This is a genomic window from Bacteroides pyogenes DSM 20611 = JCM 6294 (assembly GCF_000428105.1).
GTDB lineage: Bacteria > Bacteroidota > Bacteroidia > Bacteroidales > Bacteroidaceae > Bacteroides > Bacteroides pyogenes.
The window spans coordinates 40,349-47,106 of record NZ_ATZH01000035.1 but is presented as its reverse complement, the minus strand read 5'-3'; the positions used below and the strand labels follow the sequence as shown (position 1 = coordinate 47,106).

The window sequence follows — 6,758 nt, the reverse complement described above, 5'->3', positions numbered from 1 at the left end:
CGTGAAAGAGAATCATTATCAGCATAACTTCTGCTTTGGACATAGTGGAGGAACGATGATACTTTCTCTTGTGAACCAGCCTTATAGTATATTTTGCCATCATGGCATCAAAAAACTTGCAGAAATCGTCTGCCATACAAAATATTTCAATAACTTTGTCTTCGGTGATCATAGCGATTTTTGTTTGTAATCCTTTGTTTTTTAGTACTATAAAGTTACAACAAATTTCGCTAATCACCAAATTTATAAGCACTTACAATTCGTCGAACTCACGTTAAGTTATGTTTGCTTGCTTCATTGTTCGGTATCCGGAGATTTTGCCGGAAGACAACAGTTTGAAAACAGGTTGGATTGCAATCAACTCGATTTTTCTTCGTTGTTGCAACTTTCTGAGGAGCAAATATATGCCGCTGCTACCGCATCGACAAATAAAGCCATGTGATTCTTCGCATGGTGAGCTATATAAGCTGCGGGTCCTGCATCAGCAGATTTACACATGTCTTTCACGACCTCAGCCTTTCCTTCCCCATTGATAAGAAAAATAACGTGGCGTGCATTCATTATCGGATATCCGGTCAATGCAATACGTTGCTGGCCGGTAGAGGGATGCACGCTGACCGCATACACAGAATCGGAAAACAATAAATTTTCTTGTCCCGGGAAAATGGAAGAAGTGTGTCCGTCATCGCCCGCTCCCAAAAGCACCACATCAAATTCCGGCCAACCATTCTGGGAAGGCACTTGTCCACTCACCAGTTCTGAATAGCGTTCGGCTTCTTCTTCCGGGTTCTTTTCTCCACGAATACGAAAAACATGATCGGATGAAACCGGAACAACACTTAATAAGAGCTTTCGTGTCATTCCGTAATTGCTGTCCACACTTTCGGGAGGGACGCAACGTTCGTCCACCCAATAAATTCTTATGCGCTCCCATGAAGTAACATTCGCATATTCATTGGCCCATAATTCGAACATTCGGGCAGGAGTGCTTCCACCACTTACTGCGATATTGAATATCTTGTCAGGCTGTTCGTCTATCAATCCGAGCAAATGTTTTATTAACGCACGAGCCGTTTCTAACGGCGAAGAGTAAACAAACAGTTTCATAGTTCGCAATATTGATCGGTATTAGTGAGATTCTTACACGGATTAGTCCATTCTGCACCATGTTCGTGCATCATGGCTTCACTCTCGAGAGGTCCCCATGTTCCTGCAGGGTATCCATAAAGCGGAGCGTCGTGATTTTGATTCCAATACTTAAGTATCGGGTCGAAGAATTTCCATGAAGCCTCCACCGCATCGCTGCGTGTAAACAAAGTCGGATCGCCTTGTATACAATCATCAATTAAACGAGCATAAGCATCGCCGCTCGGCACTCCTCCCAATTGGTCGTAGCTGAAATCCATCGTTACCTGACGAACTTCAAACCCAGCGCCGGGAACTTTCATACCAATTTTCAGCACAATCCCTTCATTGGGCTGAAGGCGCAAAATAAGCTTGTTGGCACGAGGGCAATTGCCGTCTGCACAACGAAACATCTGGTGAGGTGTTTCACGGAAATGAACCACAATCTCCGTAACCTTTGTCGGCATTTGCTTTCCTGTCCGGATATAAAAAGGCACACCGCTCCAGCGCCAATTGCTGATACCCAACTTCATCGCAATATATGTTTCTGTACGGGATTCCGGGGCGACGCCCTTCTCTTCACGATATCCTTTTTTATCTCCTGAAGCCGTATACTGTCCACGGACAATATGTTCGTTTAAATCGACATCATCGAGCGGCATTAACGAGTCATATACCTTCACAACCTCATTACGGAAATTATCGGCATTAAAGATTGCCGGCGGTTCCATCGCCGTAAGAGCCACAAGCTGAATAAGATGATTTTGAACCATGTCACGCAAAGCGCCTGTTGTCTCATAAAAACCTCCCCTGTCTTCAATTCCCAGATTCTCTACGGCAGTCACTTCCACGTAGTCGATGTAGTTCCGATTCCATAACGGTTCGAATATTCCATTCGCAAAACGGAAAGCAAGTAAATTCTGCGCAGTCTCTTTGCCCAGAAAATGATCGATACGATAAATCTGGCGTTCTTCGAAAACAGAGGTGTAAATACGATTCAGTTCACGCGCCGATTCCAGATCATAACCGAATGGTTTCTCTATAATAATCCGCGACCCTGAAGTATTCAACCCGGCTTCTTTCAGATGCAAAGGCACTAATCCATAAAGCGATGGCGGTGTGGCCAAATAATATAAAAGATTGTCAGGCTGTTCGTCATGAGTCAGTTTCTCCAGTCTTTCGCGAAGCGTAGCATACCCATCGGGTTTTGCGGGATCCATCGGAAGATAATAGAGATGAGACACAAAGGAATTCATAATCTCCTCGTCCCGATCTTCAGCTTTGACGAAATGCTGTAATTCTTTCAATATATAAGAGCGGAATTCTTCATCGGAGTATGCTGTACGGGCAATACCCAATATAGAGAAAGCACCGGTGAGACGCTTATCCCGATAAAGAGAATAAAGCGCCGGCATCAGTTTACGCTTTGTCAGGTCTCCGGAAGCACCGAAAATAATCATTGCAAATTTATCCATAGTTTCTATTTTTTCAATGTTTTCTTTCAACTCATCTTTCTTTCTAAGCGGCAACCATTCTCTCTGATATCGATAAAAGATGAATATTCAAGATTATAAAGACGAATCGATCCATACGGCACACTCCTGATATATGAAGCGTACCGGGTTGAAGCGATCTCTTTTTTATTATACGTTATACGTTCCCGACTTTGTATCGCCTCCATGTCCGGTCCAATTCTCATGAAAGAAATCTCCTCGGGGAGTATCTTTACGTTCAAAGGTATGAGCGCCGAAATAATCGCGTTGGGCCTGCACCATATTGGCAGGAAGATCGGCAGAGGTCAGCGAATAGAAGTAATTTAAAGCCGAAGAGAATGCGGGAACGGGCAACTCCTCAGTCATCGCTTCGGTGACAAGTGCTTTCCATTCGGGAAGCAGACTTCTTATTTCTTGTGAGAAGTAAGGTGCCAATAACAGATGTGCAGGTTTGTCGTCAGCTTCAAAAGCAGATGCGATATCGTTCAGAAAAACGCTTCGGATGATACACCCGCCACGCCACATACGGGCAATCGACGCCAAGTCAAGATTCCATCCGAAAGTATCGGAGGCTTGTTGCAAAACAGCGAATCCCTGCGCATAGGAAACCAGTTTGGAAGCATAAAGTGCAGAAAAAATCTTCTTTACCAAATCCGATTCCGTGTAATTCTCTTTTTGATTCGTTTTTTCAAAATGACGGGCTGCCCGATTACGTAATTCCTTTTGCGCCGAGAGGCTGCGTTCAAACACAGCCGTGGCAATTAACCCTAATGGCATACCCAGTTCCATGGCATTGATGACCGACCATTTGCCGGTTCCTTTTTGTCCCGCGGCATCCAGGATCTTATCAATCAGATAATCTCCGTCGATATCTTTATGCCGCAGGATATTTCCTGTAATCTCAATCAGATAGCTTCGGAGTTTTCCTTCATTCCAACGAGTGAACACATCTGCCATTTCATCATTGCTCATATCCGTCAGGTTTTTCATTACCCAATATGCCTCGGCTATTAGTTGCATGTCGCCATATTCAATACCATTATGAATCATTTTCACGAAATGTCCTGCTCCTTCAGGGCCTACCCATTGACAACAAGGAGAACCATCGTCCGCTTTCGCTGCAATACTTTGCAAGACAGACTTAATCTCCGGCCAGGCTTTCGCTGACCCTCCGGGCATAATAGAAGCACCGTTCAATGCTCCTTCTTCACCACCAGATACACCACTGCCGACAAACAGAAAACCTTTCGACTCGGCCAACGCAACACGTCGGTTCGTATCTTCATAATTGGAGTTCCCACCATCAATCAATATATCTCCGGGAGAAAGCAGCGGGAAAAGCTGCTCCATCAGTTCGTCGACAGGTTTCCCTGCACGAACCATCATCATAATTTTACGCGGAGTGGCGATGGATTCAACAAAAGCTTTCATTTCAGTGAATCCTTTAAAATTTTTATCCTTACCGCGTCCGTTAACGAAACGTTCAACCACGCCCTCCTCCACTCCGGGTAATGTACGATTGTATACAGACACTCTCCATCCCTTGCTTTCCATATTCAAGGCCAGATTCTCCCCCATCACAGCCAAGCCAATCAATCCGATATCCGATTTATAACGATTTTCCATATTTCTTTGATTTACGACATTTTATTGAATTATTATGTGGATAACAGATGAAAACGAACAAATGTTCGTAGATTTTACAGATTAAAATATTATTTTTGCGTTTTATCAAACCTTAAATCAAACAAAAACAACCCAATGAGAAAACTTAAAATAGGTTTATTGCCGCGTATCATCATTGCAATTATACTGGGCATCGCCGTAGGCACTATTTTCCCGGCTTCGCTAGTACGACTTTTCGTTACATTCAACGGTATTTTCAGCGAATATCTGAATTTTTCCATCCCGCTTATTATTCTCGGGCTGGTTACCGTTGCGATAGCCGATATCGGAAAAGGAGCAGGAAAAATGTTACTTTTTACAGCTCTGATAGCTTATGGAGCAACCTTGTTCTCGGGTTTCTTGTCGTATTTTACAGGTGCTACTATATTTCCTTCTCTCATTCAGACTGATGTTCCTTTGGAAGAAGTGAGTGAAGCGCAAGGAGTACTGCCATATTTTTCTGTCTCCATTCCTCCGTTGATGAATGTGATGACAGCGCTTATTTTCGCTTTCACATTAGGTTTGGGACTCGCCTCATTAAATACAGAAGCATTGAAAAACGTAGCGCGTGATTTCCAGGAAATAATTATTCGTATGATAAGCGCAGTCATTCTTCCGTTGCTTCCACTCTACATATTCGGTATCTTTCTGAATATGACACATTCCGGACAGGTTTTTTCCATTTTGATGGTTTTCATCAAAATCATAGGTGTCATTTTCATTCTACATATTTTTTTGCTGATTTTGCAATATGTCATTGCATCTCTTTTTGTACATAAGAATCCGTTCCGGCTTTTATGTCGAATGATGCCTGCCTATTTCACAGCGTTAGGTACTCAATCTTCGGCCGCCACCATTCCCGTCACTTTAGAGCAAACAAAAAAGAACGGAGTATCTGCCGATATCGCAGGTTTCGTAATACCACTTTGTGCCACAATACATCTTTCGGGGAGCACCCTTAAAATTGTTGCCTGCGCACTTGCGCTGATGATGATGCAAGGAATGCCGTTCAACTTTCCCATGTTTGCGGGCTTCATATTTATGTTGGGCATAACAATGGTGGCCGCACCGGGAGTTCCTGGAGGAGCCATCATGGCAGCGTTGGGAATCCTGCAATCGATGTTGGGGTTCGACGAATCGGCACAGGCATTAATGATTGCGCTTTATATTGCCATGGATAGTTTCGGAACAGCTTGCAATGTAACAGGCGACGGAGCCATCGCTCTGATTATCGACAGAGTAATGGGGAAAAAGCAGTTTGCTACAGTAAACAACTTCTCACCAGAAGTCTTGAAAAAACATTCTCCAAAGGAATTCTCTTAAGAAATAAACATAAAGAATCTTGCGTATCTAACAGCAATTAGCGACATTTGCAACAAATACTCAAACAAAATAATTAGCGTATGAAAAAAGCTCTTATTTCAGGTATCACAGGTCAAGACGGTTCTTTTCTTGCTGAATTTCTTTTGCAAAAAGGCTATGAGGTTCACGGAATTCTCCGCCGTTCTTCCTCTTTCAATACAGGCCGGATTGAGCATTTATATTTCGACGAATGGGTGCGTGACATGAAACAAAAACGTACCATTAATCTTCATTATGGCGACATGACAGATTCCAGTTCGTTGATACGTATTATCCAACAAATTCAACCGGACGAGATATACAATTTAGCAGCGCAAAGTCATGTAAAAGTGTCTTTTGACGTTCCTGAATATACTGCCGAAACCGACGCAATCGGCACACTGCGTATGCTTGAAGCCGTACGGATATTGGGACTGGAAAAGAAAACCCGCATTTATCAGGCTTCCACTTCCGAATTATTCGGCAAGGTGCAAGAAGTTCCTCAAAAAGAAACGACTCCTTTTTATCCGCGCAGCCCATACGGCGTAGCCAAACAGTATGGGTTCTGGATTACTAAAAATTACAGAGAAAGTTACGGCATGTTCGCGGTAAACGGTATTTTATTCAATCACGAGAGCGAACGCCGCGGAGAGACTTTCGTAACCCGCAAAATAACATTGGCGGTAGCCCGAATAGCCCAAGGTGAACAGGATAAATTATATTTGGGAAATCTGGATGCCCTTCGCGACTGGGGATATGCAAAAGATTACATCGAATGTATGTGGCTGATGCTTCAGCACCATACTCCCGAAGATTTTGTAATTGCCACCGGAGAAATGCATACTGTACGCGAGTTTGCCACATTGGCTTTCAAAGAGGCCGGAATCGAAATCCGTTGGGAAGGTAAAGGTGTCGATGAAAAAGGATTTGATGTGGCTACAGGAAAAGCATTGGTCGAGGTAGACCCGAAATACTTCCGTCCGGCAGAAGTGGAACAATTGTTGGGAGATCCTACAAAGGCAAAGACAGTATTAGGATGGAACCCCCGAAAAACCTCATTTGAAGATTTGGTTAAAGTGATGGTCAGACACGATATGGAAAAGGTGAAACGCATGATTGCCGGTAAACATTAAT

General features: G+C 43.5%; 5 protein-coding genes and 1 pseudogene. 2 read left to right on the top strand and 4 right to left on the bottom strand.

The annotated features are described in order from the left end of the window. The 4 genes and pseudogenes from C234_RS18050 to gnd form a co-directional block, all read right to left on the bottom strand. Window positions 1–172: pseudogene (locus tag C234_RS18050) on the bottom strand (IS982 family transposase); the annotation flags it as partial. A 185-nt stretch (window positions 173–357) separates the two neighbouring features. Beyond that, window positions 358–1,107 (bottom strand): 6-phosphogluconolactonase, encoded by a 750-nt coding sequence (gene pgl / locus C234_RS0109940; protein ID WP_027325635.1) that lies wholly within the window; start codon window positions 1,105–1,107, stop codon window positions 358–360. Beyond that, window positions 1,104–2,600, bottom strand: coding sequence for a glucose-6-phosphate dehydrogenase (gene zwf / locus C234_RS0109935; protein ID WP_027325634.1), 1,497 nt, complete (start codon window positions 2,598–2,600; stop codon window positions 1,104–1,106). Before zwf ends, pgl begins: the two co-directional genes overlap by 4 nt. Before the next feature lie 168 nt (window positions 2,601–2,768). Next, window positions 2,769–4,244, bottom strand: a complete 1,476-nt coding sequence (gene gnd, locus C234_RS0109930) for a decarboxylating NADP(+)-dependent phosphogluconate dehydrogenase (protein WP_027325633.1) — start codon at window positions 4,242–4,244, stop codon at window positions 2,769–2,771. A gap of 135 nt (window positions 4,245–4,379) precedes the next feature. Between gnd and C234_RS16315 the strand changes: the two genes are divergently transcribed. Both C234_RS16315 and gmd read left to right on the top strand, forming a co-directional pair. Next, window positions 4,380–5,606: a dicarboxylate/amino acid:cation symporter gene (locus C234_RS16315; RefSeq protein WP_051290239.1), complete on the top strand. Its 1,227-nt coding sequence runs from the start codon at window positions 4,380–4,382 to the stop codon at window positions 5,604–5,606. Window positions 5,607–5,686: 80 nt separating this feature from the next. After that, window positions 5,687–6,757 carry a GDP-mannose 4,6-dehydratase gene (gene gmd / locus C234_RS0109920; protein ID WP_027325632.1) on the top strand — a complete coding sequence of 357 codons (1,071 nt, stop codon included), beginning with the start codon at window positions 5,687–5,689 and terminating at the stop codon, window positions 6,755–6,757. Window position 6,758 lies beyond the last annotated feature (1 nt).